This is a genomic window from Amycolatopsis pigmentata, assembly GCF_042684065.1.
Classification (GTDB): Bacteria; Actinomycetota; Actinomycetes; order Mycobacteriales; family Pseudonocardiaceae; genus Amycolatopsis_E; species Amycolatopsis_E pigmentata.
The window spans coordinates 1004879-1028825 of record NZ_JBHUKR010000006.1; the positions used below are offsets into that span (position 1 = coordinate 1004879).

Annotated in this window: 17 protein-coding genes; 12 read left to right on the plus strand and 5 right to left on the minus strand. The window is 68.9% G+C overall.

Going from position 1 to position 23947, the window contains the following annotated elements; all coding sequences use genetic code 11:
* Positions 1–277 precede the first annotated feature (277 nt).
* Positions 278–1234: an aldo/keto reductase gene (locus ACFSXZ_RS12610; RefSeq protein ID WP_378264617.1), complete on the minus strand. Its 957-nt coding sequence runs from the start codon at positions 1232–1234 to the stop codon at positions 278–280.
* Positions 1235–1371: 137 nt separating this feature from the next.
* On the opposite strand from ACFSXZ_RS12610, the gene ACFSXZ_RS12615 reads away from it, so the two are divergent.
* From ACFSXZ_RS12615 to ACFSXZ_RS12635, 5 genes are all read left to right on the plus strand, one after another.
* The gene (locus tag ACFSXZ_RS12615; RefSeq protein WP_378264619.1) at positions 1372–2208 is read left to right on the plus strand and encodes an undecaprenyl-diphosphate phosphatase; all 837 of its coding nucleotides are present in this window, start codon (positions 1372–1374) and stop codon (positions 2206–2208) included.
* Positions 2209–2281: 73 nt separating this feature from the next.
* Complete coding sequence (locus ACFSXZ_RS12620) at positions 2282–3010, plus strand: histidine phosphatase family protein (protein ID WP_378264621.1); 729 nt, start codon at positions 2282–2284, stop codon at positions 3008–3010.
* Positions 3007–5049: a M3 family metallopeptidase gene (locus ACFSXZ_RS12625; protein WP_378264623.1), complete on the plus strand. Its 2043-nt coding sequence runs from the start codon at positions 3007–3009 to the stop codon at positions 5047–5049. The genes ACFSXZ_RS12620 and ACFSXZ_RS12625 overlap by 4 nt, the downstream gene beginning before the upstream one ends.
* A gap of 190 nt (positions 5050–5239) precedes the next feature.
* Positions 5240–5533, plus strand: coding sequence for a hypothetical protein (locus tag ACFSXZ_RS12630; RefSeq protein WP_378264625.1), 294 nt, complete (start codon positions 5240–5242; stop codon positions 5531–5533).
* Positions 5534–5685: 152 nt separating this feature from the next.
* Positions 5686–6066, plus strand: coding sequence for a hypothetical protein (locus ACFSXZ_RS12635; RefSeq protein ID WP_378264627.1), 381 nt, complete (start codon positions 5686–5688; stop codon positions 6064–6066).
* A 70-nt stretch (positions 6067–6136) separates the two neighbouring features.
* Here the strand turns inward: ACFSXZ_RS12635 and ACFSXZ_RS12640 are convergent, their stop codons facing one another.
* The 3 genes from ACFSXZ_RS12640 to ACFSXZ_RS12650 are packed head-to-tail and all read right to left on the minus strand — an operon-like array spanning position 6137 to position 12341.
* On the minus strand, positions 6137–7126 hold the full coding sequence (locus tag ACFSXZ_RS12640) for a malate dehydrogenase (protein ID WP_378264629.1): 990 nt from the start codon (positions 7124–7126) through the stop codon (positions 6137–6139).
* Complete coding sequence (locus ACFSXZ_RS12645) at positions 7126–9279, minus strand: FUSC family protein (protein WP_378264631.1); 2154 nt, start codon at positions 9277–9279, stop codon at positions 7126–7128. Before ACFSXZ_RS12645 ends, ACFSXZ_RS12640 begins: the two co-directional genes overlap by 1 nt.
* Positions 9276–12341, minus strand: coding sequence for a GH92 family glycosyl hydrolase (locus ACFSXZ_RS12650; RefSeq protein WP_378264633.1), 3066 nt, complete (start codon positions 12339–12341; stop codon positions 9276–9278). Before ACFSXZ_RS12650 ends, ACFSXZ_RS12645 begins: the two co-directional genes overlap by 4 nt.
* Positions 12342–12628: 287 nt before the next feature.
* Between ACFSXZ_RS12650 and ACFSXZ_RS12655 the strand changes: the two genes are divergently transcribed.
* Positions 12629–13564: a quinone oxidoreductase family protein gene (locus ACFSXZ_RS12655; RefSeq protein WP_378264635.1), complete on the plus strand. Its 936-nt coding sequence runs from the start codon at positions 12629–12631 to the stop codon at positions 13562–13564.
* Positions 13565–13641: 77 nt separating this feature from the next.
* Here the strand turns inward: ACFSXZ_RS12655 and ACFSXZ_RS12660 are convergent, their stop codons facing one another.
* A complete protein-coding gene (locus ACFSXZ_RS12660) occupies positions 13642–13959 on the minus strand; it encodes a hypothetical protein (RefSeq protein ID WP_378264637.1) in 318 nt (105 codons plus the stop codon).
* Positions 13960–14140: 181 nt separating this feature from the next.
* On the opposite strand from ACFSXZ_RS12660, the gene ACFSXZ_RS12665 reads away from it, so the two are divergent.
* The 6 genes from ACFSXZ_RS12665 (at position 14141) to narI (ending at position 23918) form a co-directional block, all read left to right on the plus strand.
* Positions 14141–15316 carry an MFS transporter gene (locus ACFSXZ_RS12665; protein ID WP_378264639.1) on the plus strand — a complete coding sequence of 392 codons (1176 nt, stop codon included), beginning with the start codon at positions 14141–14143 and terminating at the stop codon, positions 15314–15316.
* A gap of 251 nt (positions 15317–15567) precedes the next feature.
* Positions 15568–16740: an MFS transporter gene (locus tag ACFSXZ_RS12670; RefSeq protein WP_378264801.1), complete on the plus strand. Its 1173-nt coding sequence runs from the start codon at positions 15568–15570 to the stop codon at positions 16738–16740.
* Positions 16741–17070: 330 nt separating this feature from the next.
* A complete protein-coding gene (locus tag ACFSXZ_RS12675; protein WP_378264641.1) occupies positions 17071–20787 on the plus strand; it encodes a nitrate reductase subunit alpha in 3717 nt (1238 codons plus the stop codon).
* On the plus strand, positions 20787–22472 hold the full coding sequence (narH, locus tag ACFSXZ_RS12680) for a nitrate reductase subunit beta (protein ID WP_378264643.1): 1686 nt from the start codon (positions 20787–20789) through the stop codon (positions 22470–22472). The genes ACFSXZ_RS12675 and narH overlap by 1 nt, the downstream gene beginning before the upstream one ends.
* Positions 22469–23116 carry a nitrate reductase molybdenum cofactor assembly chaperone gene (gene narJ / locus ACFSXZ_RS12685; RefSeq protein WP_378264645.1) on the plus strand — a complete coding sequence of 216 codons (648 nt, stop codon included), beginning with the start codon at positions 22469–22471 and terminating at the stop codon, positions 23114–23116. Before narH ends, narJ begins: the two co-directional genes overlap by 4 nt.
* 58 nt (positions 23117–23174) lie before the next feature.
* Positions 23175–23918, plus strand: a complete 744-nt coding sequence (gene narI, locus ACFSXZ_RS12690; RefSeq protein WP_378264647.1) for a respiratory nitrate reductase subunit gamma — start codon at positions 23175–23177, stop codon at positions 23916–23918.
* Positions 23919–23947: the final 29 nt, after the last annotated feature.

The following is a 23947-nucleotide window of genomic DNA, read 5'->3' on the forward strand; positions in this document are numbered from 1 at the left end:
CACGAAACACAGTGGTCTGGGGGCTTGCCCCCAGCGGGGGGTGTGCGGGGCCGTGCCCCCCCACAGGACCCTGTCACCCCCGCGTCACCCGGCATAGCCACGGTATTCCTCCGCGAGTCTGCGCGCCCCCGCGATCGTGTCGACAGGGCGCTCCTACCGACACGCGTCACGTCGAGTGGATAGGCGCCCTGCCGCCCCGATAGCGGAAAGAGAGGGCGCGCTCTGTGGTCACCCTGACGAGCGCGGGTTGACACAAGAAGTGTCCTCGCCGGGCCTGTCACCGCGGCCCCCGTTCCGGGTAGCCGAAGGTGAGGGCGCTGACATCGTCGAGCGCGGACCTGATGGCGATCGGGAGCGTGATCTCTTCGGCCGCCAGTGACGCGTTGAGCTGGCCGGGGTCCCGGGCGCCCACCACCGGGGCGACCACACCGGGCCGGTCGCGTATCCAGGCCAGCGCGACGGCCAGTGGTGAGGTGCCGAGCCCGTCGGCAGCGGTCACCACGGCCTCGACGATCCGGGCCGCGCGGTCGGTGCGATGGTGCTCGACATACCCGGCGTAGGCGGGGGACGCGCCGCGTGAATCGGCCGGGGTCCCGGTGCGGTACTTGCCGGTGAGCACGCCACGCCCGAGCGGCGCCCACGGCAGCAGCCCGAGTCCGTGGTACGCGGCCGCCGGGACCACCTCGCGTTCGACCCCGCGTTCGACCAGGGAGTATTCCGCCTGGACGGAAACCAGGGAGGAGCCGGCGGCCGCGGTGGCGAGCTGCCATCCGGCGTAGTTGGACACGCCGGTGTAGCGGACCTTCCCGGAGGTGACCGCGTAGTCGAGGGTGGCCAGGGTCTCCTCGAGCGGGACGCTGTCGTCCCAGGCGTGCAGTTGCCAGAGGTCGACGTGGTCCACGCCCAGCCGGCGGAGGGAGCCGTCCAACGTGTGCAGCAGCGCGCCCCGGGAAGCACCGCCACCGAAGGGACCGTCGTCCCGGCGCGCCACCGCCTTGGTGGCGATCACGACGTCCTCGCGCGACACGAGGCCGGACAGCAGCGAGCCCAGGATCCGTTCGGCTTCGCCGGCGGAATAGATGTCGGCGGTGTCCACCAGCGTGCCGCCGGCGTCGACGAACGCGACGAGCTGGCCGGCCGCCTCGTCGGCGTCGGTCCCGTCGCCCCAGGTCATCGTGCCGAGAGCCATCCGGGAGACCCGGAGTCCCGATCGGCCCAGGTGTCGCTTCTGCATGGACAGAGAGTAACCGTGGTGATCGGCCGCGGGTGGGAGCGGTCCCGCAGGGCGGGGCGGGCGGCGGGTCGCGACAGCGCCGCCGCTACCCTGCGCACCGTGCAAAACGGAACAATCTTCGCGAAAGCCCGGTGAGCATGAACTGGTTCGAAGCCGTCGTGCTGGGCCTGGTGCAGGGCCTCACCGAGTTCCTCCCGATCTCCTCCAGCGCTCATCTCCGGATCACGGCCGCGCTCGCCGGCTGGTCCGACCCGGGCGCGGCGTTCACCGCGGTGATCCAGATCGGCACCGAACTCGCGGTGGTGCTCTACTTCGGGAAGAAGATCGGCTCGATCATCCGGGCCTGGTTCTTTTCGTTGTACCGCCGGGAATACCGCGCCGATCCGGACGCGCGCCTGGGGTGGCTGGTCATCATCGGCTCGGTGCCGATCGTCGTGCTGGGGCTGCTGTTCCAGGAGGCCATCGCGCACGCGTTCCGGGACCTGCGCATCACCGCGACCGTGCTCATCGTGTTCGGTGTCGTGCTGGGTGTGGCGGACCGCGTGGGCGCCAAACGCCGGGTCGTCGACGAGTTGACGGTGCCACACGGGCTGGCCTACGGATTCGCCCAGGCGCTGGCGCTGGTGCCGGGCGTTTCCCGGTCCGGCGGGACGGTCAGCGCGGGCCTGCTGCTCGGCTACACCCGCGCGGACGCCACCGAGTACGCCTTCCTGCTCGCCGTCCCCGCGGTGTTCGGCTCGGGGGTGTACGAGCTGAGCAAGATCGGCGAGGGCACCAGCCCGCCGTGGGGGCCGACGCTGCTGGCCACCCTGGTGTCCTTCGCGGTCGGTTACGCGGTGATCAGGTGGCTGATGGCCTTCATCAAGACCCGGAGCTATCTGCCGTTCGTGGTCTATCGGATCGCGCTCGGCATCGCGCTGTTCGCGCTGATGGCGGCCGGGACCCTCGCGCCGGGCTCGGGCCCGCAGTTCTAGGAACGGCCGGGCCGCCGGCGGTCGGGGGACCGGCTCCGGGTGCGCACGCGGCGCGGCACGTAGGGTGGCCGTCGTGGCTACCGTGATTCTTCTCCGGCACGGCCGTTCGACGGCCAACGGCTCGGGCGTGCTCGCCGGCCGGACGCCCGGCGTCGGGCTCGACGACACCGGACGGAAACAGGCCGAAGCGCTGTGCCGGCGGCTGGCCGGTGTGCCGTTGGCCGAGGTGGTCTGCTCACCGCTGGAGCGATGCCGGCAGACCGTCGCGCCGCTGCTGGCCGAACGGGGCCTGACCGGCACCATCGAAGACCGTTTGTCCGAAGTGGACTATGGGGAGTGGACGGGCCGGGAGCTGAAGACGCTGACCGGCGAACCGCTGTGGCGGGTGGTGCAGGCACACCCGTCGGCGGCGGTGTTCCCGGGAGGCGAAGGGCTCGCGGCCGTGCAGGCGCGGGCCGTGGCCGCGGTGCGGGAACACAGCGCGCGGATCATCGCCGAGCACGGTGAGGAGGCGGTGTGGCTGCTGTGCAGTCACGGTGACGTGCTCAAGGCGATCCTGGCCGACGCGCTGGGCCAGCACCTGGACTCGTTCCAGCGGATCGTGGTTGATCCCGCCTCCGTGTCGGTCGTCCGCTACACCGAGACCCGGCCGTTCGTGATGCGGATGAACGACCACGGGGACGACTTCGCCGGGGTGGTGCCGGAAAAGCCCAAAGACGGTACGAAGGAGGAAACCTCCGACGCGCAGGTCGGGGGCTCCACGGGACAGGGTTCCACGGAACAAGGGGAGATCGTTCGATGACGCCGGATAACCCGTTCGCGGTTCCCAGCGACGCGCCCTATGGACTACCGCCGTTCGACCGCATCTCCGACGAGCACTTCGGGGCCGCCTTCGACGCCGGGTTCGCCGAGCACACCGCCGAGATCGACGCGATCGCGAGGAATCCCGAGCCCGCGACCTTCGAAAACACCATCGTCGCGCTGGAACGGTCCGGCCGCCTGCTGAACCGGGTGTCGTCGGTGTTCTTCAACCTGGCCGCGTCGGACACCAATCCCGAACGTCAGCGGATCCAGGCCGAGATCGCGCCGCGCCTGGCCGCCCACGCCGACGCGATCCATCTCGACCCGGACCTCTTCGCGCGGGTGCGGGATCTCTACGAGCGGCGAGAGGAACTCCCACTGGATTCCGAGTCCGCGTGGTTGCTGAGGCGCGTGCACACCGATTTCCGGCGTGCCGGAGCCGGGCTGCCCGAGGACGATCAGGCCAAGCTTCGCGCGCTCAACGAAGAACTGTCCACTTTGAGCACCCGGTTCCAGGAGAACCTGTTGCGGGACACCAACGAGCTCGCGGTCGAGGTGGACGACCCCGCCGAACTGGCCGGGCTGTCCGCGGACGCGATCGCGGCGGCGGGCGAGGCCGCGAACGCCCGCGGCAAGCACGGCAAGTACCTGGTGACCCTGAGCCTGCCGACCTCGCAGCCGCTGCTGGCGTCGCTGGAGAACCGGGCGCTGCGCGAGCGGTTGTTCACCGCGTCCTGTTCTCGGGGGAACCGGGGCAACGACAACGACAACAAGGCCGTACTCGCCCGGATCGCGATGCTGCGTGCCGCGCGCGCGGCACTGCTGGGTTACCCGAACCACGCCACGTACGTGATCGCCGACCAGACGGCACACACCGCGCAGGCGGCCGTCGGGCTGCTGGAACGACTGGCGCCGGCGGCGGTGGCCAACGCCCGGCGCGACGCGGAGGAGTTGCGGGGTTACCTCGAACGCGACGTTCCGGGTGCCACGCTCGAGCCGTGGGACTGGGCCTTCTACGCCGAACGCGTCCGCAAGGCCCGGTTCGATGTCGACCAGGCGAGTCTGCGGCCGTATTTCGAACTGGAGCGGGTTCTGGCCGACGGCGTGTTCCACGCGGCGAACCGGCTCTACGGACTCACCTTCACCGAGCGCCACGACCTGCCCGCTTATCACCCGGACGTGCGGGTGTTCGAGGTCTTCGACGCCGACGGCGCCCCGCTCGGGCTGTTCCTCGGCGACTACTACGCGCGCGAATCCAAGCGTGGTGGCGCCTGGATGAACACCTTCGTCGACCAGTCGCGGCTGCTCGGCGAGCGTCCGGTGGTGGTCAACAACCTCAACATCACCAAACCCCCGAGCGGCGAGCCGACGCTGCTCACCTTCGACGAGGTGACCACCGCCTTCCACGAGTTCGGGCACGCGCTGCACGCCCTGCTCTCCGATGTCGAATTTCCGACCTTCTCCGGGACGAACGTGCCCCGCGACTTCGTCGAATACCCGTCACAGGTCAACGAGATGTGGATGCTGTGGCCTGAGGTCCTGACCCACTACGCGCGCCATCACGAGACCGGTGAGCCGCTGCCGGAGCGGCTGGCCAAACGTCTCGAGGAAGCCGCACGGTACGGGCAGGGCTTCGCCACCACCGAATACCTGGCCGCCGCCCTGCTCGACCAGGCCTGGCATTCGCTGTCCACCGAGGACAGTGCCGACGACGTCGCCCGGTTCGAGGCGGCCGCGCTGGAGAAGGCCGGAGTCGCGGTGCACGGCGTGCCGCCACGCTATCGCAGTACCTACTTCGCGCACATTTTCTGCAACGGATATTCCGCGGGCTATTACTCCTATATCTGGAGTGAGGTGCTGGACGCGGACACCGTGGAGTGGTTCCGTGAAAACGGCGGTCTGACCAGGGAGAACGGCGACCATTTCCGCCGGGAACTGCTCGGCCGCGGCGGGAGCGTCGACGCGATGACCGCGTTCCGGGCCTTCCGTGGCCGCGACCCGGAAATCCAGCCCCTGCTCACCCGCCGTGGGCTGGATTGAGGTGGAAAAGGCGTTTCACAAACGGGGGCCGGCGAAATATCCGACGGTCTTCCCGGTTCGGGCACAACGCGACCACATGTTGGCGGATTTTGGCACAACTGATTGTCTCGCTCGTCACCGAGGACTCTAGAATTCTTTCCGATCCGGCGGACCGGATCGGAAAGAGACAAGTTCACGGAGGAGCGTAGCTTTGTTCAGGAGACTTTCGGTCGGTGCGGCCGCCATCGCCGCCATCGGTGCCTCGATCGCGGTGGGTGCGCCGAATGCCGCCGCGGCACCCGTCGGTGGCCCGTTTTTCGCAGGCGTTTATCCGAGCGAGGACGCGCTGGTCTCCGCCTGCCGGGACGGGGCCCGGCAAGGGCGGTGGGACATCTGTTTGACCTGCCCTGAGGTGGCAGGTCAGGTCGACCTCTGGGTCGCGGTGAGCGGCGGTCAGATGACTTCGCCGCTGCCCTCGGGTTGTCGCGTCATTCGGTACCAGTAGCCGGATCAGCGGGTCGCGCCGGGAACTTACCCGGCTCGCCGATGGCGGGCCTGAGGATGTGGCCTGCGGCGCCGGGACAAAGGGGCACGTCACGTTACCGATGAGCGCCGAAAACCGGCGACGGGAGATGACAGGCTGGTAGAAGGGAAAGCGTGAAAACGCTTCCCGATGGTGACGGTGCCCTGCTGATCCGCACCGATTTCGCCCATTCATGGAGGAGCGTAGCTTTGTTCAGGAGACTTTCGGTCGGTGCGGCCGCCATCGCCGCCATCGGCGCTTCGATCGCAGTGGGTGCGCCGAATGCCACCGCGGCACCCGCCGGCGGCCCCTTTTTCGCAGGCGTTTATCCGAACATGGACGCGCTGTCCAACGCTTGCAACGACGGATACCATCACGGGCGGTGGAACGCCTGTTTCGCCTGCCCTGACGTGGCCGGTCAAGCGGACCTCTGGGTCGGCACGGGCCATGAAGGCTGGTTTTCACAACTGTCCGAAGGCTGCAGGAACCTCGGCGAGCTCCCACTCTGGTCCTGACAAGAGAGTCTTCACGGAGTGAATCGGGGACCGCCGGAATGCCCGGCGGTCCCCCATGATCTCGTGAAACTCAGATGAGCCCGAGCTTGGCCACGGCCTCGCGCTCCTCGGCCAGTTCGGCTACGGAGGCGTCGATGCGGGTGCGGGAGAACTCGTCGAGTTCCAGGCCCTGCACGATTTCGTACTTCCCGTTCTTCGTGGTGACCGGGAACGAAGAGATCAGGCCCTCGGGCACGCCGTAGGAGCCGTCGGAGGGCACCGCCATCGACGTCCAGTCGCCCTCGGGGGTGCCGTTGACCCAGGTGTGGATGTGGTCGATCGCGGCGGAGGCCGCCGAGGCGGCCGAGGACGCGCCGCGCGCCTCGATGATCGCCGCGCCGCGCTTGGCCACCGTCGGGATGAACTCGTCGGCCAGCCACTTCTCGTCGTTCACGGCCTCGGCGGCGTTCCGGCCGCCGACCTCGGCGTGGAACAGGTCGGGGTACTGGGTGGCCGAGTGGTTGCCCCAGATGGTCATCTTCCGGATCTCGCCGACCGGCACGCCGAGCTTCTTGGACAGCTGAGCGATCGCGCGGTTGTGGTCGAGGCGGGTCATCGCGGTGAACCGCTCGGCCGGCACGTCGGGCGCGTTCGACTGGGCGATCAGCGCGTTGGTGTTGGCCGGGTTGCCCACCACGAGCACCTTGACGTCGTCGGCCGCACCGGCGTTGATCGCCTCACCCTGCGGCTTGAAGATGCCGCCGTTGGCCTCGAGGAGGTCACCGCGCTCCATGCCCTTCGTCCGGGGTCGCGCGCCCACCAGCAGGGCGACGTTGGCGCCCTCGAACGCGCGCTTCGGGTCGTCGAAGATGTCGGTGCCCGCGAGCAGCGGGAACGCCCCGTCCTCCAGTTCCATCGCGGTGCCTTCGGCAGCCTTGACCGCCTGCGGGATCTCCAGCAGCCGCAGCCTCACCGGGGTGTCCGGGCCGAGCAGCTGGCCGGAGGCGATGCGGAAAAGCAGCGCATAGCCGATCTGGCCGGCGGCGCCGGTGACGGTGACGGTGACGGGGGCTTGGGTCATCACGTACTCCTGCGGACGGTTCTTTCGCTTGTGCTCGTGATGCTATCCGTCCCGGGGCCGGTCGATACGGTGCGTCGCCTCACGGTCGGCTGAACCGATTCCGTGGTTTTCACTCCGAGTGCCCGGCCCAGCGCGACGATCCACTCGTCGAGACGGTCCAGGCCGCTCAGCACCGACCGCGTGTCGGGACCGTCCGCGTCCCGGACGACGATCGTCTGGGCGCTGCCGGTGTCGTGGTCGAGGGTGCGCCGTGTCGTGCCGGACTCGATCGCGTCCAGCAGCACGTCGACATTGCCGGTCAACCGGTCGATGAGGACGGTCAGCCTCTCGTCGCCCGCCAGCAGCGCCGGTTCCGCGTGGACCGCCAGATCGCGGACCCGATAGGACATCTTGTCCAAAGTGGTCACGACGTAGGTGCCGTAGTCTCGGCGGCTGCTCAAACTGATCGGGTGCGTCAGGGGCTCCACCGTGGTGCGCACCTTCTCCACCGCGCGGTCCAGTTCGCGGGAGAGTTCGATCACGCTGATGTTCTCTTCGCCGGAGAGCAGATCCTCGGCCCCGGTCAGGAACGTCCGCAGCGCTTGCAGTACCCCCTTCAGATCGGTGCGCAGCACGGTGCGCGTCCGCACCGGCAGCACCACGACCGCCGCCACCAGCCCGGCCGCCGCGCCGATGAAGGTCTCCGCGACCCGCACCACGAGGACCTCCAGGCTGAACGTGCCGAGCAGGCTGTAGAGCAGCCCCAGTTGGCAGGTGATGAAGAACGACGCCACCAGCTGCGAGACCCGCAGCGTGTAGACGAGGCCGAAGACGCACAGGAAGAGCAGCACGACCGTGACGGGCGTGTGTCCGGCCACGAGCAGCGCCAGCAGCATCCCGCCGAAGATCCCGGCCAGTGTGCCGGTCACCCGCCGGAACCCCTTGACGAACGTGGCACCCGCGGTGGAGGTGTTGAGAAACACCACGAACACCGTCAGCACGGCCCAGTACCACCGCTGGGACGACACCAGTTCGCCGAACAGCACCGCGAGCCCGCCACCGATCGTGGCCTGGATCGCGCTGCGAGTCTTGTTGTCGAAGGCGAAGAACCGTTTCGGCTGGGGTTTCGGCGCTTCCGGCAGTTCCGCCTCGGCCGAGTAGTCGTTCTCGGCGACCCTCTGGGCGTTCACGTCGGCGAGCGCCAGTTCGGCGATCGCGCGGCGGAGTTCGTTGCCGGGCGCGTTGTCACCGAGTCTGCTCCCGGCCACCAGCATCTTGCTGAACTCGCCGGTCTCGCTGATCACCGGAAGCTCGCGCGGGTCGATCTCGATCAGCGAGTCAAGGCGCAGCAGGGCGGCCACCAGTTCGCTGCGCACGTCGTCGGGCATTTCGGTGACCCCGGCACGCCGGGTGACGATGGACAGTCGTTGCGCCGCCAGTTCGACCTCGATCGCGCGCCGCCGCAGCAGCTCGGAGGCGGGTGGGTCGAGCACGTCCGAGATCGCGTCCTCGATCATCAGTACGGCTTGGTGAAGCCGCGAATCCGCACGCCGCAGCGCCGCCCCCCGCCGGTCACTGCCCTCGCCGGCCAGGTAGGCGGCGGCCGCCCTGGCTTCGGCACCGAGCCTCGCGCGGAACGCCCGCCGCACCCGCAAGAGTTCCGCGGCCGGGCGGCGCGGCAGCACCGCGAACCGGACGAAGGCGTTCGAGGCGACGCCGACGGCCAGCGCGAACAGGAACTGCGGCAACTGGGACGGCTGGACCTGCAGGAACATCGCGAAGAAGAACATGAAGAACGACAGCGCGCCCATCGCGGTGCCCCGCGGCGCGAACCGCTGGGCGTAGACCACGAAGAAGATCAGCACGACGAAGAGCACGTTGTCCAGGTGCTGCACGGCGGAGCCGAACGCGGCCACGGTGAGCGAGGCGGCGCCCGCGCACGTGGCGAGCACCATGCTGATGACCTGCGAGCGGGCTTCCCGGTCGTTGATCGTGAAGGTCGCCTGCATCGCCGCGATCGAGGCGACCAGGATCGCCGGAGTCGGCAGGCGCAGCAGAACCAGCACGATCGCGGCCGTGGCGATGCCGAGTACCCCCCACAGCGCGAGCCGTAACCGGATCAGCCCGGGGTCGGTGGCCACCACACGGTCGCGGAACACCTGCCATGCGGTCACCGGCACAGAAGCTCCCACTGCGACAAGGAAAGGCGGCCGCCACCCGACTCCGTGATCCGGAGCCGGTAACGCGGGTAGGCCGCGGGTTCGGCAAGCGCGAACGGGCGGGTCTGACGCCGCCAGCGGAAGGACTGGTCCTCACGCTCGTCGAGGACCGTCCAGTTCCGGCCGTCGGCCGAACCTTCCAGCACCCACGCGGCGGGCGCGCCACGCGTGCCGGAGGTGAGCGTGTAGATCTCCAGAGGCCGGGGCGGTCCGTCCACTGTGTACTCGACAGACGGTTCGCGGGCGCGGAAGACCACCTGGGTCCGGCTCGTGTCGTCGAACAGCGCTCGCACGTCCGTGCCGTCGTCCGAGGTGGCGTGGCCGGTGAGGTCGGTCAACGGCCGGGGCGGCCGGTCGCCCTCGGTCAGGGAAGGGGGCGGGGTTCCCCAGTCCGACGGGGTTTCCGAGAGGTCGAATTCGAGGACGGCGCCGGAGGTCAGCTCGTCGTGAGAGATCCAGGCCCGGGTGTGCGGCCGTCCGTTGACGCGCAGGCCTGCGACGTAGGGGCCGTCGCCGGAGGCTCGTATCACTATGTCCCTGCCGTTCTCCAGGTGGGTGACCGTGCGGGCGAACAAGGGTGCGCCGAGCACGTAGACCGGGCTGCCGACCGCCAGCGGATAGAGGCCGAGGGCCGCGAACACGTACCAGGTGGACATTTCCCCGTTGTCCTCGTCGCCGGGATAGCCCTGGCCGATCTCGCTGCCGGTGTAGCAACGCGTCAGTACTTCGCGCACCACGGCCTGGGCCTTCGCGGGCGCGCCGGCATGCAGATACATGAACGGGATGTGGTGCGAGGGCTGGTTGGAATGCGCGTACTGGCCCATCCGCATGTCACGGGCCTCGGTCATCTCGTGGATGATCCCGCCGTAGGAACCGGGTTTGGCCCCGGTCTCCGGCGTGGCGAAGAAGGTGTCCAATTTGGACTCCAGCGCGGCGCGGCCGCCGAGGAGGGCGGCCAGGCCGCCGCCGTCGTGGGGTACCGAGAGCGCCATGTTCCAGCCATTGGTTTCGGTGTAGTCGAAGCCCCACAGTTCCGGGTCGTATTCGCCGGGTTCCCAGCGCCAGCCGCCGTCCTGCCGCCGGCCCTGGAAGAAGCCGGTCCGCACGTCGAAGTGGTTGGCGTAGGTCACGGCGCGCGCGCGGAAATACCGCGCTTCGTCGTGGCGTCCCAGCGCCTCGGCGAAGTTGGCGAGTCCGAAATCGTTGACGCAGCCTTCGAGGGCCCATGAGAGTCCCTCGGGCGTACTCGTCGGCGTGTAGCCGAGGAAGATCGACTCGTGCAGGCCTTTCCGGCCGACGGCCCGGTTCGGTGGCGGGACCGTGGCGTTGCGCAGCGCGGCCTCGTACGCCCCCTCGACATCGAATCCGCGCACCCCTTTGAGATAGGCGTCGGCGAAGGCGACATCGGAGCTGGTGCCGGTCATCAGATCGGCGTAGCCGGGGGATGACCAGCGCGCGATCCAGCCGCCTTCCCGGTACTGCCGCACGAATCCCTCGATCAGTTCGCCGCATCGGCCCGGCGTCAGCAGCGCGTACGCGGGCCAGGTGGTGCGGTAGGTGTCCCAGAACCCGTTGTTCACCGACATGGGCCCCGAAACCACCTTCGCGCCGGTCCGGGTACGGGTGCTCGGACGGAGGCTCCGGATCACCGGACTGGCGTGCCGGACGGTTTCCGTTGCTGAGGGTGTTTCCTCGTGGCCGGAGTTCGGGTACAGGAACAACCGGTACAGGTTCGAGTAGAAGGTGGTCAGCTGGTCGTCGCTCGCGCCTTCGATCTCGATCCGTCCGAGGAGTTCCTGCCACCGCTCGCGGGCGTGGTCCCGCACCCGCTCGAAGGCCGTGCCCGCGGGGATTTCCGCTTCGAGGTTGTGGCGCGCCTGCTCCAGGCTGATCAGCGAGGTCGCGATGCGCAGCTCGACAGTGCGGCCGTCGTCGAGCTCGAACGCCAGATGCCGGGTACCGCCCGCTGCCGGACGGTCGAAGGTGCCGGCGATGAACATCCGGCGCGCGCCTTTGGACAGCCGGCTGCGCACCGTCGTGTAGGCGGAGAAGGCTCCCCTCGCCCGGTCGAACCGCAAGCCACCGGCGTCGCCGAGACGTACCCAGCCTCGCCGCTCCGGGAAGGTGAAACGGAAGATCGCGGCGTGATCGGCCGGTGCGAGTTCAGCGGAGATCCCGTTGTCGAAGCGAACCGCGTAGTAGTAGGGCCGGTCCGTTTCGTTGTCGTGCCCGAATGTCGCGCCGGTCACGGTGCTGGTCGGCTTGCCCGTGCCGGGCATGAGATGGAAGGTGTGACGGTCTCCCATCCACGGGCTCGGCTGGTGACTCAGCGCGAACGCCTCCAGCACCGGGCGGTTCCGTTCGTCGTTGCGGCGATGGTATTCGTACAACCAGGACAGGGAGGACGTGTCGGTCACCGGGGTCCAGAAGTTGAACCCGTGCGGCACCGCGGTCGCCGGAAAGGTGTTGCCACGCGAGAATTCGCCACTGGAGTGGGTGCCGCGCGTGGTACGCACCCAGTCCACCGCGTCGCGCCGCTCGGGGGTCCGTTCGGCGATGCGCACGTCGTCGATCCAGCCGGTGACCTCGCCCGGTCCTGGTGTCGCCGGCACGGTCAGCAGGATCGCGGTGATCCTCCGGCCGGCCGCGGCGCCCAGCGGCCGCCGCACCGGGTTCCACTGGTCGAGGTAGAGGGCCTTGCCGCCGGTCCATTCCGGTGTGCTGGTCCCGTCGTCGAACTCGACACCGAGCGCGGCGAGGGTGCTGCGGTAGCTCGGTCCCTCGTCCGACTCCGGAAAGATCACGTACGACAACTCGGTGTGCTCGGTGACGGGGATGTCCACTTCGAACACCAGGGTCCGGCTTTGCCCGGCGCCCGCGTAGCGAAGCGCCTTCAGACCGGTGAAGCCCACGCCCGCCTTGGCGGTGGGGGAGCGGCCCGGCCCCGGGCCGATCTCGGCACCCAGCGGTCGCGGATCGCCCTCTTCGAACGAGGAGAAGAACCGGACGGCGAGCACTCCCCAACGGTAACCCGCGCACCTGGCCCGTGCCCACGGCCCGCGAGCCCGCATCGCGCCCGGACTGTCCGCTGCATCGCCCGTGGACCTGCGGTGACACCAGTTCGCCGGACGGTGTTCCCGGCCGAGCGGTCAGCGCGGTACGGCGGTCGATGGGACGGGGCTCACCCTCGATATTGAGCTTCGCTTGATGATGGATGTGTCGCTAAGATCTTTCGGTTCCCGGGAAGGTGTAGCCGCCTTCCTGGTGAGGGGTTCTTGTCTGTCGCGTTTGTGGGGGAGTGTCCATGAGACGTGTCCGCTACGAGGTCAATGGCGGCCCGGAGGTCCTCTTCGTCGAGGAGGTGCCCGACCCCGAACCAGGTCCGGGTGAGGTGCTCGTCGGCACCGAGGTGGTCGGCGTGACGCTGCCCGCCGTCCGCAAGGTGTACGAGGGCACCGAGCCGGTCCCGCTCGGAGGCGAGGTCGCCGGGATCGTCGTCGCCGTAGGAGAGGGCGTCACCGGTTTCGCCGTGGGCGACCGTGTGACCGGTCTGTGCTTCTCACATGCCTATGCCGAACGGACGCTGGTCCACCAGGACATGGCCTCGCTCATCCCGGAATCGGCGACCGCCGTCGACGCCGTCGCGCTGGTCCGAAGCGGCTTGGTGGCGCGCGGCGCCTACGAGGCCGGGCGCCCGGGCCGTGGTGACACCGTCCTGATCACGGCGGCGGCGAGCGCGGTCGGTGTCCTCGCCGTGCAGCTCGCGCGCGCGGGCGGTGCCTCCCGCGTGGTCGCGGCGGTCGGCAGTGCGGACAAGGCGGAGGCGGTGCGTGCCCTCGGCGCCGACGAAGTCGTGCGGTATGAGGACGAGTCCTGGGGCGATCCGGTCGACATCGTCCTGGACGGGGTCGGCGGAACGCTGCTCGGGCCCGCGGTGCGCGCCTTGGCGCCGGGCGGCCGTCTGGTCGCCTTCAGTTCGGGCGGTGGCACGATCGACGCGCATGATCTGCTGACCCGGAGCGCATCGGCCATCGGCTTCCAGATGGCAAGGATCGCCCGTGGCCAACCCGAGGTCTATGCCCGCTGGCGTGACGAGTTGTGGGACCTCCACGCGAACGGGACCCTGCGCACCCGCGTGCACGCCGAGATTCCCCTCGCCGAGGCCGCGCGCGCCCACGAGATCATCGAAGCCCGCCGGAACGTCGGCAAGGTCGTGCTGGTCACCGGTTCCGGGGGATAACGGGTGGCACGCGGCGGGATTGGCGCCGGGGCGGCCTCACGTCCAAGATCCGGGAGCGGCCGGACTCGGTGACCGCCCTAACCCGTTCCCTCGATCCCGTTGGGCGCGAATCCCGTCCCCTGGATGCCGTCGACCGTGGCGCCGGATCCCTGGATGCCGTTCGTCGTCGCGCCGCCTCCGTCGATTCCGTTGGGCCTGCCCCCGGTACCCTGGATCCCGTTGGGTCTGAATCCCGAACCCTCGATTCCGTTCGGCGCGAACCCGGATCCCTGGATTCCGTTGGGGGCGAAGCCCGTTCCCTGAATGCCGGCGTCGGCCACGCCCGCACCGGCGGCCATCGCGACGGCGGCGACGCTCAGGGCGATGGCGCTCCGGACAATGGGTGCTCGCTTCACTGGCTCCTCCTCGTTGGGCGACGATCGGCCTCGGCAAAGGCCTCGCAAAAGCGTGGCACAGCCGGAAGGTCATTACCACAGCCCGTCTTCGACTGATCCCGGACAGCAACACCCCGCTGTGGTGAGCGACACGGTGATCACGTCTGGTATCCGACCCCTTGGCGGCGTTTCACTGAGAGCCATGTCGAGCGACGCAAGCAGGACAACGGTGTCGGCCGGGTCGCTCCGGTTGCTGCAGCTCACGACCTTCACCTCGCAGTTCGACCGGCTCATGATCGCGCCGATGCTGGTCGTCATCGCCACGCAGCTGGGACGGCCGGTCGAGGAGGTCAGCCACGCCGCGGCCGTCTACTTCCTTTGTTACGGCATAGCGCAGGTCGGCTGGGCCGTGCTGTCCGACCGCCTGGGCCGGGTGCGGACCATGCGGCTGGCCCTGCTGCTCGCGATGGCCGGCGGACTCGGCTCGGCGGTGGTGCCGGGCATCGGCTGGCTGGTCGCCGCCCGGGGCTTCACCGGCGGCTGTTTCGCCGCGGCAGTCCCGGGCGCGCTGGTCTACGTCGGGGACACGGTGCCGGTGCGGGTGCGGCAGGCGCCACTCACGGACCTGATGACCAGTTCCGCCACCGGCATGGCCGCGGCGACCGTGACGGCCGGCGCGATCGCCGAATTCAGCAGCTGGCGGGTGGCCTTCGCGCTGACCGCCTTGATCGCGGGGGCGTTGTCGTTCTTCATGCGCTCCTTGGCCGAGCCGCCGCTCGGCACACCACCGCCGGTGTGGTCGTCGATCCGCGGCGTGCTCACCAGCGGGCCGGTGCTGCTCGTCCTCGTGCTGGTGCTGGTCGAAGGACTCGTCCTGCTCGGACCGCTGACCTTCCTTCCGGTGGTGTTGCAGGCTTCCGGGTTGTCGGTGACCGTGTCCGGGTTGCTGACCGCCGCCTACGGCGCTTCGGTGGTCGTGTTCGCGCGGGTGGTCAAGGCGCGGACCCGGACGATGGCGCCGTGGCTCCTGATTCTCGTCGGCGGCGGGATGGCGGTGCTCGCCTATGTCGTGATGGTGATCTCGCACGGTGCCGTCGCGGTCGTCGCGGGAACCGTGTTGCTGGGCGGAGGGTGGGCGTTCATGCACTCCACGCTGCAGACGTGGGCGACCGACATGGCGCCCGGCTACCGCGCGATGGCCGTCTCGTTGTTCGCCACGATGTTGTTCACCGGCAGCGCGATCGGGACGGCGGTGTTCGGCCCGATGGTCGGCACGGGCGGTTTCACCGCCATGTTCGGGATCACGCTGGCCATCAGCGTGCCACTGGTGACCGTCGCGACCCTGGGACGGCACCGCTACGCCACGAAGGGCGCTTGACTCCCGGTCTCCGTGGCCCGGAGGCGCCCCCTGATCATTTCGCCTAGGGCGCTAGGTCCTTTCGGGTAAAGGCACTTTCCCCTATCCGGTCGCGTGGCGCGGTGGCGATGCTGGGTGTGCTCGCCAACCGGTGGGCTGGACCACGCGCGATGGGCCGGGAGCCGATGACCTCGACACACCACCGAACGGAAAGCCGCTCGACGGCACCACCGGAATCCGGGGCGCCACCGGTCGCCGGACGGCGGATGCTGATGCTGAGCCTGGCCACGGCCGGGTTCGCCATCAACTTCTGGGCATGGGCGTTGCTGAGCCCGCTCGGCCCGCTGTTCAAGGACTCCCTGGGCATCACCGCGTTCGACCAGGCCCTGCTGGTGGCCGTTCCCGTGGTGGTCGGGTCGCTCGGCCGGATCCCGGTGGGAGCCCTGACCGACCGGTTCGGCGGGCGCGTGATGTTCCCGGTGATCTCGGCGCTGACCATCGTGCCGGTGCTGTTCCTCGGACTGCCCGGGCACGGATCACTGGCCGCGTTGCTGGCCGGGGGCTTCTTTCTCGGGCTGGGCGGCACCGCGTTCGCGGTGGGGGTGCCGTTCGTCACCGCGTGGTTCCCGCCCGAGCGGCGAGGCCTTGCGATCGGAATCTTCGGCGCGGGTATGGGCGGCACCGCGATCAGCGCGCTCACCACCGTGCAGTTGGTGAACCTCGGTGGCCTGGCCACGCCGTTCATGGTGACCGCCATCGTGCTGGCGGTGTACTCGATCGTGGCGGCGTTGCTGCTGCGGGACGCTCCCGGACGGGTGGTGCCCACCGAGCCGGTCTCGCGCCGTCTGGTGGCCACCATGAAGCTGCCGGTGACCTGGCAGGCGTCGTGGCTGTATGCGGTGGCCTTCGGCGGGTATGTGGCGTTCTCGGTGTACCTGCCCGCCTACCTGAGGGCCACCTACGGGCTCACCCAGACCGACGCGGCCGGCCGGATGGCGGGGTTCGTGCTGCTCGCGGTCGTGATGCGGCCGGTCGGCGGCTGGCTGTCGGACCGGTTCGGCCCGGCCCGGGTCCTGATCGCGGTGTTCGCCGTGGTGACCGCGGGTGCCGCCGTGCAGGCCTGGAGCCCGGTCTTGATGCCGACGGGCACGATCGCGTTCCTGGCCATGGCCGCGGCACTCGGAGCGGGCAGCGGCGCGGTGTTCGCGCTGGTGGCCCTGCTGGCGCCGGGCAAGATGGTCGGCTCGGTCACCGGCGTCGTCGGCGCCGCGGGCGGCCTCGGTGGGTTCCTTCCTCCACTGGTCATGGGCGCTCTCTACGGCGCCTTCGGCTCCTACGCGCTGGGTCTGGCGGCGCTGGCCGTGGTCGCGGCGGCGACTCTCGCCTTCACCGCGACGATCGCGCGACGCTCCCTGCGCGGACCGGTGGAGGACCGGCATGTGTGAGTACTGCGGGTGCCAGGCCCTGGCCGCGATCGCGGACCTGACCCGGGAGCACGACGAGGTCGTCACCCTGATCAGCCACGTGCGCTCCGCGCACGCCGCGGGCGATGTCGCCAGGATGGCGGAGTTGGCGAACAAGATCGCGGCGATCCCCGGCCGCGCTCGGCCATCTCGGCACCGAGGACTGGGAAGCGATCGAGAGCGTCCGCGCGCGTGTCGGCATCCGTGCCGCGGTCGATGTCGATCAACCTTCGTAATGGCCCGTCGAGTCGTCAGGGTCGGAAACGCCCTGTCGATCACTTGTTTCCCTTGGTTGCCAGAGGAGCGCCGAACGTGAGTACCGAGACCGAACCGCCCGGCCGCGTCGTGGGCCTGGACGGTGAATTGTCCGATGCGCTGGTGAAAACGCGTCGGTTCTTCACGCGTGCCGAGGTCTCCGAGGACCTGCGCACCCTGCACAAGATCGGGGGCAGGCAGGCGGACGAGTTCTACCGGGACCGTTGGAGTCACGACAAGGTGGTGCGCTCCACACACGGGGTGAACTGCACCGGATCGTGTTCGTGGAAGGTCTACGTCAAGGACGGGATCATCACCTGGGAGGCCCAGCAGACCGATTACCCCTCGGTCGGCCCGGACCGTCCCGAATACGAGCCGCGCGGGTGTCCGCGCGGGGCGGCGTTCTCCTGGTACACCTATTCGCCGACGCGGGTGCGTTATCCCTATGTCCGCGGCGTGCTGCTGGAAATGTACCGGGAAGCCAAGGCGCGTACCGGCGATCCGGTCCTGGCGTGGGCGGAAATCGTCGAAGACCCCGAGCGGGCGCGCCGCTACAAGGCGGCGCGCGGCCGGGGCGGGCTGGTCCGCGCCGGCTGGGACGAGGCCACGGAAATGGTCGCGGCGGCGCACGTGCACACGATCAGGACCTACGGCCCGGACCGGGTCGCCGGGTTCTCGCCGATCCCGGCGATGTCGATGGTTTCCCACGCCTCCGGGGCGCGGTTCGTGTCGCTGCTGGGTGGCTCGATGCTGTCGTTCTACGACTGGTACGCCGACCTTCCGGTGGCCTCGCCGCAGGTGTTCGGCGACCAGACCGACGTCCCGGAGTCGGGCGACTGGTGGGACGCCGGGTATCTGATCATGTGGGGGTCGAACCTGCCGGTGACCCGCACACCCGATGCGCACTGGATGGCCGAGGCGCGCTATCGCGGCCAGAAGGTCGTCGCGGTCGCCCCGGACTACGCCGACAACGTCAAGTTCGCCGACGAGTGGCTGCCCGCCCGGCCGGGTACCGATGGCGCGCTGGCGATGGCGATGGGACACGTGATCCTGCGCGAGTTCTTCGTCGAAAGGCAGGTTCCGTACTTCACCGACTACGTCAAGCGTTACACCGACCTGCCCTTCCTGGTCCGCTTGGAAGAACGCGGGGACGCCTATGTGCCGGGCAAGTTCCTCACCGCGGCTGATCTCGAGGGCCACGCGGGCACGGAGCACGCCGCGTTCAAGACCGTCCTGCTGGACGCCGCCACGCGGGAACCGGTCGTGCCCGGCGGGTCCCTCGGCTTCCGCTACGGCGATTCCGGCGCCGGACGGTGGAACCTCGACCTCGGAGACATCGATCCGCTGCTGTCCCTGGCCGGGGCGGACGCGGTGACGGTGGAGCTGCCCCGGTTCGACCAGGCGCCAGGGAATGCCGTCCGTCGCGGGGTACCGGTGCGCCGGGTCGGCGGGCACCTGGTCACCACCGTGTTCGACCTGATGCTGGCGCAGTACGGGGTCCACCGCGACGGGTTGCCGGGCGTCTGGCCCGCCGGCTACGAAGATCCCGCCGAACCCTGCACCCCGGCCTGGCAGGAACCGATCACCGGGGTGCCGGCGCGGGCGGCGGCACGCATCGCGCGGGAATTCGCCGCCAACGCCGAGGAATCCCGTGGCCGCTCGATGATCATCATGGGAGCGGGGACCAACCACTGGTTCCACTCCGACACGATCTATCGCGCCTTCCTCGTCCTGACCACGCTCACCGGCTGCCAGGGCGTCAACGGGGGTGGCTGGGCGCATTACGTCGGCCAGGAGAAGTGCCGCCCGATCACCGGCTGGTCGCAGCTGGCGTTCGCGCTCGACTGGTGCAGGCCGCCACGGCAGATGATCCAGACCGCTTACTGGTACCTGCATACCGACCAGTTCCGCTACGACCACTTCAGTGCGGGAACGCTCTCCGCGACCGAGGGCGGTCAGCTGGCGGGCAAGACCACCGCCGACGTGATCGCCCAGGCCGCCCGGCTGGGCTGGATGCCCTCGTACCCGACGTTCGACCGAAATCCGTTGGATCTGGCAGACGACGCCGAACGCTCCGGATCGTCCACAGAGGACTATGTCGTGGACGAGCTGAAGAACGGGCGGCTCAGGTTCGCGTGCGAGGACCCGGACGCGCCGGAGAACTTCCCCCGCGTGTTGTCCGTGTGGCGCGCGAACCTGCTGGGCTCCTCGGCCAAGGGCAACGAGTACTTCCTCAAGCACCTGCTCGGTGCCGACAACGCGCTGCGCGCGGAGGAGGCGCCGCCGGGAGCCCGCCCGCACGAGGTGGCGTGGCACGACGAAGCGCCGACCGGCAAGCTGGACCTGTTGCTGACGCTGGACTTCCGGATGACCAGCACCACGCTCTTTTCCGACGTCGTGCTCCCGGCCGCGACCTGGTACGAGAAGCACGACCTGAACACCACCGACATGCATCCGTTCGTGCACTCGTTCAACCCCGCGATCGCGCCGCCGTGGCAGACCCGCACCGACTGGTCCGCGTTCCAGGCCATCGCGGAGGCCTTCAGCCGCCTGGCCGCCGAGCACCTCGGCGTGCGCAAGGACGTGGTGGCCACGCCGTTGCTGCACGACACTCCCGACGAACTCGCCACCCCGCACGGGCGCGTGCTGGACTGGAAAACCGGGGAGTGTGAACCGATTCCCGGTGTCACGATGCCGCGCCTGACCGTTGTCGAGCGCGACTACACCGCGATAGCGGCGAAAATGGGTGCGCTGGGGCCGCTCGCCGACACTCTTGGTGCCACCACCAAAGGCCTGACCTATCGGGTCGAGGACGAGGTGGAGTACCTGCGGCACAAGAACGGCACCATTCGTGGCGGGCCCGGTGACGGACGACCGTCGCTGCTCCGGGACGTGCACGCCTGCGAGGCGATCCTCGCGCTTTCCGGCACCACCAACGGGCACCTCGCCACCCAAGGCTTCCGCACCCTCGAACGCCGCACCGGAACCGAGCTGGCCGACCTGGCCGCCGAGCACGAAGGCAAGCGGATCACCTTCGCCGACACCCAGTCGGCGCCGGTACCGGTGATCACCTCACCGGAATGGTCCGGTTCGGAGACGGGCGGCCGCCGGTACTCGCCGTTCACCATCAACGTCGAACGCCTCAAGCCCTGGCACACCCTCACCGGCCGCCAGCACTTCTACCTCGACCACGACTGGATGACCGAACTCGGGGAAGGACTCCCGGTGTTCCGGCCGCCCCTGAACATGACCGCGCTGTTCGACGAACCTGGCATCGGCGAGCCGATCAATGGGCACCGCGGGGACCTCGGCGAGCGTGGGATCACCGTGCGCTACCTGACTCCGCATTCGAAGTGGTCCATCCACTCCGAGTACCAGGACAATCTGTTCATGCTCAGTCTTTCCCGCGGCGGGCAGACCATCTGGATGTCCACACAGGACGCCGCGAAGATCGGGGTGGCGGACAACGACTGGATCGAGGCGGTCAACCGCAACGGCGTGGTCGTCGCCCGCGCGATCGTGTCCCACCGGATGCCCGAGGGCACCGTCTACATGCACCACGCCCAGGACCGCCTGATCGACGTCCCCCGGACCGAGACCTCGGGCAAACGCGGGGGCATCCACAACTCCCTGACCCGGCTGCTGATCAAACCGACTCATCTCATCGGCGGCTACGCGCAGCTTTCCTTCGCGTTCAACTACCTCGGGCCGACCGGGAACCAGCGCGACGAGGTCACCGTGATCCGCCGCCGGAGCCAGGAAGTGAGCTACTGATGCGCGTGATGGCCCAGATGGCGATGGTGATGAACCTCGACAAGTGCATCGGGTGTCACACCTGCTCGGTCACCTGCAAACAAGCGTGGACCAACCGTTCCGGTGTCGAGTACGTCTGGTTCAACAACGTGGAAACCCGGCCGGGGCAGGGATATCCGCGCACCTACGAAGATCAGGAACGCTGGCGCGGCGGCTGGACGCTCGGCCGCCGCGGCCGCCTGAAACTCAAAGGCGGCGGGCGGCTGCGCAAACTGCTGACGATTTTCAGCAACCCCAAGCTGCCCGGCATCGACGACTACTACGAACCCTGGACCTACGACTACGACACCCTCACCACCGCGCCCCTGCAGGAACACACCCCGGTCGCCCGGCCGCGGTCGCTGATCACCGGCGAGCACACGAAGATCACCTGGTCGGCCAACTGGGACGACGACCTCGGCGGCGCGCCCGACCACGGCCACAAGGACCCGATGCTGAAAGGCATCGAGGACAAGGTCCGCTTCGAGTTCGACCGGACCTTCATGTTCTACCTGCCCCGGATCTGCGAACACTGCCTCAACCCCTCCTGCGCCGCTTCGTGCCCCTCCGGAGCCATCTACAAACGGAGCGAGGACGGCATCGTGCTGGTCGACCAGGACCGGTGCCGCGGCTGGCGGATGTGCGTCTCGGGCTGCCCGTACAAGAAGGTCTACTTCAACCACCGCACCGGCAAGGCCGAGAAATGCACTTTCTGTTTCCCCCGCGTGGAGGTCGGCATTCCCACCGTGTGCGCGGAAACCTGCGTCGGCCGCCTGCGCTACATCGGGCTCATGCTCTATGACGCCGACCGGGTGCTGGAGGCGGCGTCCACAACGGACGAGACCGGCCTGTATGAGGCGCAGCGCGAGGTGTTCCTCGATCCTCACGACCCGGAGGTCATCCGTGCGGCCGAACGTGCCGGCATCGCGCGTGACTGGATCGAGGCCGCCCAACGGTCGCCTGTCTACGCTCTGATCAACACCTTCAAGGTCGCGCTTCCGCTGCATCCGGAGTACCGGACGATGCCGATGGTCTGGTACGTCCCGCCGCTGTCGCCGGTCGTGGACGTCGTCCGCGACACCGGCCATGACGCCGAAGACCACGGCAACCTCTTCGCCGCCATCGACGCTTTGCGTATTCCGGTCGAATACCTCGCGAACCTGTTCACCGCGGGCGATGTCGAACCGGTCGACGCCGTACTACGGCGGCTGGCCGCGATGCGGAGTTACCTGCGCGACATCAACCTGGGCCGCGAGCCCCGGGAAGCCATCGCGACCAAGGTCGGAATGACCGGCGAGCAGATCTACGCCATGTACCGGCTGCTCGCTCTGGCCAAGTACGACGAGCGTTACGTCATCCCGCCCGCGCACGCCGAGCAAGCGCACGGGCTGGAAGAGCTGGCCACCGAGTGCAGCCTCGACTACGAGGGCGGGCCCGGCATGGGCGGCTCCGGACCGTTCGGGGAGTCCTCCGGTCCCGTGTCGCCGATCGCCGTGGAGAACTTCCACATGCTGCGTGACCGGCAGACCACCGACACCGTCGCCGCGCCGCTCGACAAGGGCAGCAGGGTCAACCTGCTGAACTGGGACGGCAAAGGGCATCCCGACGGACTCTTCCCGCCACGTCGGAAATCCGGGCAGGAGACGGGGGAAGGGCCGAAACCGTGACTCTCACCGACACCCACCGCATGACCGCGTGGCAGGTCCAGTCACTGCTGATGTGCTACCCCGACGAACTCCTGCTGGAGCGCGTCCCGCTGTTACGCGCGGCCGTCGGCACGCTGCCCGCTTCCCTCGCCGAACCGTTGAGTGCCTTTCTCGACCATGCCGAAACAACACCGCCGAACGAGCTCGCCGCGGACTACGTCGCGACGTTCGACCACCGCAGGCGTTTCAGTCCTTACCTGACCTATTTCGCCTACGGTGACACCCGCAAACGCGGCATGGCCCTGCTGCGCTTCAAACACGCCTACCGCGCCGCCGGGCTGGAACTCCACGACGGTTCCGGTGACGCCGAACTGCCCGACCACCTCGCCGTCGTGCTGGAGTTCGCCGCCACCGGTGATCCCGTCGTCGGCACACGGCTGCTCACCGAGCACCGGGCCGGTCTGGAGCTGATGCGATTGGGACTGCGCGAAACCGGGTCGCCGTGGGCCCACGTCCTCGAATCCGTCTCGGCGACCCTGCCACCCCTGGGCCGCCGTGAACACGAAGCGGTCGCACGTCTCGCCGCCGAAGGTCCACCGGAGGAGGAGGTCGGCCTCGCTCCCTTCGCACCGCCGGAATACCTGCCCCAGGGAGAGCCCCGATGACAACCGTTGTATTGACTCGCCACTGTCAAGGTGACCACAGTGACGTCGCGGAGGAACAGTGACACCCCAGCCGGCCGCAACAGTGAGCACCCTGTCGATTCTGCTGTGGGTGGCCGTGCCCTACGTCTCGATCGCGGTTTTCGTCGTCGGCCACGTCTGGCGTTACCGCTACGACAAGTTCGGCTGGACCACCCGATCCTCACAGCTGTACGAAAACCGGCTGCTGCGCCTGGGCAGTCCGCTGTTCCACTTCGGAATCCTGGTCGTCGCGCTCGGGCACGTCGGGGGACTGCTCATCCCCAAATCGTGGACCGAGGCCGCCGGAATCAGCGAAACCGCCTACCACGCCACGGCCGTCGGGCTCGGGGTCATCGCCGGGGTCTGCACCTTGGCCGGCGCCGCGATCCTGGTGTACCGGCGCCGCACGGTCGGTCCGGTGTTCTCCGCCACCACCCGCAACGACAAGATCATGTACGTGCTGTTGCTCGGCACGATCCTGCTGGGGCTGGGCACCACCGTGATCGGCAACCTCACCGGCCATCCCCAGGACTACCGGGAAACCGTGTCACCGTGGTTCCGCTCGATCTTCGTCCTCGATCCACGGCCGGACCTGATGGCCGCCGCCTCGCTCGGCTTCCGGTTGCACGCGCTCGCCGCATGGGCGTTGTTCGCGTTCTGGCCGTTCAGCCGGCTGGTGCACGTGTTCTCGATGCCGCTGGGTTATCTCACGCGGCCCTACATCGTTTACCGGAGCCGCGACGACAGCCGGCTGGGCAACCGCGCGCCACGGCGCGGCTGGTGATGTCCGGCGCGCCTTGTCGGTCCTAAACT

Bases quoted from the DNA above. Each gene is read 5' to 3' on its own strand.
- ACFSXZ_RS12670 (WP_378264801.1), top strand. From the start codon at position 15,568: ATGCTGAGCCTGGCCACGGCCGGGTTCGCCATCAACTTCTGGGCATGG.
- ACFSXZ_RS12625 (WP_378264623.1), top strand. From the start codon at position 3,007: ATGACGCCGGATAACCCGTTCGCGGTTCCCAGCGACGCGCCCTATGGA.
- ACFSXZ_RS12615 (WP_378264619.1), top strand. From the start codon at position 1,372: ATGAACTGGTTCGAAGCCGTCGTGCTGGGCCTGGTGCAGGGCCTCACC.
- ACFSXZ_RS12665 (WP_378264639.1), top strand. From the start codon at position 14,141: ATGTCGAGCGACGCAAGCAGGACAACGGTGTCGGCCGGGTCGCTCCGG.
- narH (WP_378264643.1), top strand. From the start codon at position 20,787: ATGCGCGTGATGGCCCAGATGGCGATGGTGATGAACCTCGACAAGTGC.
- ACFSXZ_RS12610 (WP_378264617.1), bottom strand. From the start codon at position 1,234: ATGCAGAAGCGACACCTGGGCCGATCGGGACTCCGGGTCTCCCGGATG.
- ACFSXZ_RS12640 (WP_378264629.1), bottom strand. From the start codon at position 7,126: ATGACCCAAGCCCCCGTCACCGTCACCGTCACCGGCGCCGCCGGCCAG.
- ACFSXZ_RS12655 (WP_378264635.1), top strand. From the start codon at position 12,629: ATGAGACGTGTCCGCTACGAGGTCAATGGCGGCCCGGAGGTCCTCTTC.